Genomic DNA, 269 nt, shown 5'->3' with positions numbered 1-269 from the left:
CGTAATACCTCTAATCCTAGTATGTTTGCCGTCCCTTCCCAGACAGTCAGCACCTGTGCGTCTCGTAATAGTCTAGGTGTTACAAAATCTTCAACATACCCGTTTCCTCCAAAAACTTCTATCGCTTCTTTGGAAAAATGAATGGCTTGCTCAGTAGTCTCAGCCTTTAATAAAGCGATTAATAATCGGAGATACGCCTCCTTTTCATTTGAACTATCGTTCTCTAACGACCAACTATCATAAAAATTTACTAGTTCAAACACACATAC

1 protein-coding gene is annotated in these 269 nt (G+C 39.4%); it reads right to left on the bottom strand.

The window, feature by feature from the left end; translation table 11 throughout:
- A partial coding sequence (locus tag AOA60_RS26415) for an acyl-CoA dehydrogenase family protein (RefSeq protein ID WP_256592889.1) occupies positions 1–269 on the bottom strand: 269 nt, incomplete at both ends.

It is taken from the genome of Pseudomonas sp. 2822-17 (genome assembly GCF_002742485.1).
Classification (GTDB): domain Bacteria; phylum Pseudomonadota; class Gammaproteobacteria; order Pseudomonadales; family Pseudomonadaceae; genus Aquipseudomonas; species Aquipseudomonas cyclaminis.
This window is presented reverse-complemented; position numbering and strand designations above follow the sequence as displayed.